At 72.1% G+C, this 2,329-nt stretch carries 2 protein-coding genes; both read left to right on the forward strand.

Going from position 1 to position 2,329, the window contains the following annotated elements; translation table 11 throughout:
* The coding region (locus B0W88_RS31240) for a caspase family protein (RefSeq protein WP_144007120.1) at nt 1-1,442 on the forward strand (1,442 nt) is incomplete at its 5' end.
* Nucleotides 1,439-2,329 (forward strand): filamentous hemagglutinin N-terminal domain-containing protein (locus B0W88_RS31245; protein ID WP_144007121.1); only part of this gene is annotated, 891 nt, incomplete at its 3' end. The genes B0W88_RS31240 and B0W88_RS31245, both read left to right, overlap by 4 nt.

Consider the following 2,329-nt stretch of genomic DNA (forward strand, 5'->3'; position numbering starts at 1 on the left):
GCGCCGCGATCCCGGTGCTGTCCGGCAGCGTGACCGGCTTCGTCGGCGGCGAGACGCAGGCGAACGCCACCAGCGGCACGCTGGCCTTCGTCACGCCGGCCACCACCGCCTCGCCGGCCGGCAGCTATGCGATCAACGGCCAGGGCCTGACGGCGCAGAACTATGTGTTCGTCCAGGCGGCCGGCAATGCCACCGCGCTGACGCTGAACACGCCGACAGTGACCCCGCCGACGGACCAGACGGTGGCCAGTTCGCTGAACAACGCCACGCCGAGCCCGACCGCGACGATCGCCAGCGCGACCGCCGGCCTGCTGGACCTGACCGCGCCGACCGGCGCCGGCATCGCTTCGCTGGCCGGCCTGGCCGCTGCGGTGGACTTCGGGCCGGTGCGCCTGTCCGACCTGTCGATGGACCAGCTCGCTGCGATGCTGGAAGCCCGCGACCGCTACAAGAAGCAGCTGTTCGCCGAGGCCATCTACAAGCTCAGCGAGAACCCCGCGCTGGCCGACGTGGGGGGCTGCGCCACCATGAAGGACGCGGCCGCCGGCACCTGCCTGGTGACCTCCGAGCTGAAGAAGGACGCCGAGGCCGCGCCGGCGCCGGCACCCGCGCCGGCCGCAGCGCCCTCGGCGGCGCCCGTGCCCGCCACGACGGCCGCGCTGCCGCTGACGCGGCGCCACGTGCGCCAGGCGGCGCTGCCGCAGATCGAGCGCAAGGTGGCGGTCATCATCGGCGTGGACAACTACGCGGACAGCACCATCCCGACGCTGGGCAGTGCGGTCAAGGACGCGCAGTCGGTCGGCCGCCTGTTCGAGTCCGAGCTGGGCTACGAGGCCGTGGTGATCCCGAACGCCACCAAGGCTTCCGTGATCGCCGCGCTGAACCGCGTGGCGCTGACGGCGGGCCCGAAGGACTCGGTCGTCATCTACTACGCCGGCCACGGCGACCTGGTGCAGCAGACCGGCCAGGGCTACTGGCTGCTCTCCGACGCCGACGCCAAGAAGCCCGAGACCTGGCTCAGCAACAACGACATCGGCAAGCTGGTCGGCCAGATCGGCGCCTCGCAGGTGGCGCTGATCTCCGACAGCTGCTATTCCGGTTCGCTGGTGGATGCCAACGGGCGCATCCGCGCCAGCGCCACGCCGATCGACCCGAACGAGCTGCTGCAGCGCAAGTCGGTGGTGGTGATGTCCTCGGGCGGCAACGAGCCGGTGTCCGACGCCGGCAAGCAGGGCCATTCGCCGTTCTCCTACAACCTGATGCAGCAGCTCGAGAAGCTGAGCAACTGGCAGCCCGGTGGCAATGTGTTCGAGCGGGTGCGCTTCGCCGTGGCGAAGGAGCTGCCGCAGCGCCCGCAGTACGGCGCGTCGAGCGCGGCCGGCCACCAGAGCGGCGGTGACTACCTCTTCGAGCAACGGCAACTGGATAGCACGTCACAGTGAAACGAACGATCCTCGCCCCGCGCCGCCTGGCGCTCGCGCTCGCCGGGTGTGCGTGGGCAGGCATCGTCCACGCCGGCCCCGCGCTGCCCACGGGCCTGCAGGTCCAGCAGGGCCAGGCCAGCGCGGTGGTCAACGGCAACAAGCTGACCGTCACCAACAGCAACGGCGCGATCCTGAACTGGAGCAGCTTCTCGATCGGCGCGGCCAATGCGGTGCGCTTCGAGCAGCCGGGCAGCACGAGCAAGGTGCTGAACCGCGTCACCGGCAACGACCCCTCGCAGATCCTGGGCTCGCTGTCCAGCAACGGCCAGGTCTGGCTGCTGAACCCGAACGGCGTGCTGTTCGGCTCCGGCGCGCGGGTGGACGTGGCGGGCCTCGTGACCTCCACGCTGAACCTCAACGACCTCGACTGGACGGCCGGGCGCTACGCCTTCACCGGCGGCGAGGCGGCCACCGGCCAGGTCCTCAACCAGGGTGAGATCCGCAGCGCGGCCGGGGGTCAGGTCTTGCTGCTGGCCGGCGCCGGCGGGGTGCGCAACGAAGGGCTGATCGACACCGCCGGCGGCCAGATCGTGCTGGCCGCCGGCGCCAGCATCGAGCTGCTGGACACCGCGGCGCCGCGGCTGACGGTGCATGTCACCGCGCCGGCCGGCGAGGCATTGAACCTCGGCTCGATCGCCGGCGGCCGCATCGACGTGCAGGCCGCCAGCGTCAACCAACTGGGCGTCGTGCGCGCGGACGCGCTGGGCGTCGGGCCCGGCGGGGAGATCGTGCTGCAGGCGGCACCGGGCCAGTTGACGCTGGGCGCGGACAGCCGCACCACGGCCGACGCCGCCGCCGGCGCCGGCGGCCGCATCGAGCTGCTGGGGCGGCGCGTGGCCCTGCTC

It is taken from the genome of Pelomonas sp. KK5, assembly GCF_001984095.1.
GTDB lineage: Bacteria > Pseudomonadota > Gammaproteobacteria > Burkholderiales > Burkholderiaceae_C > KK5.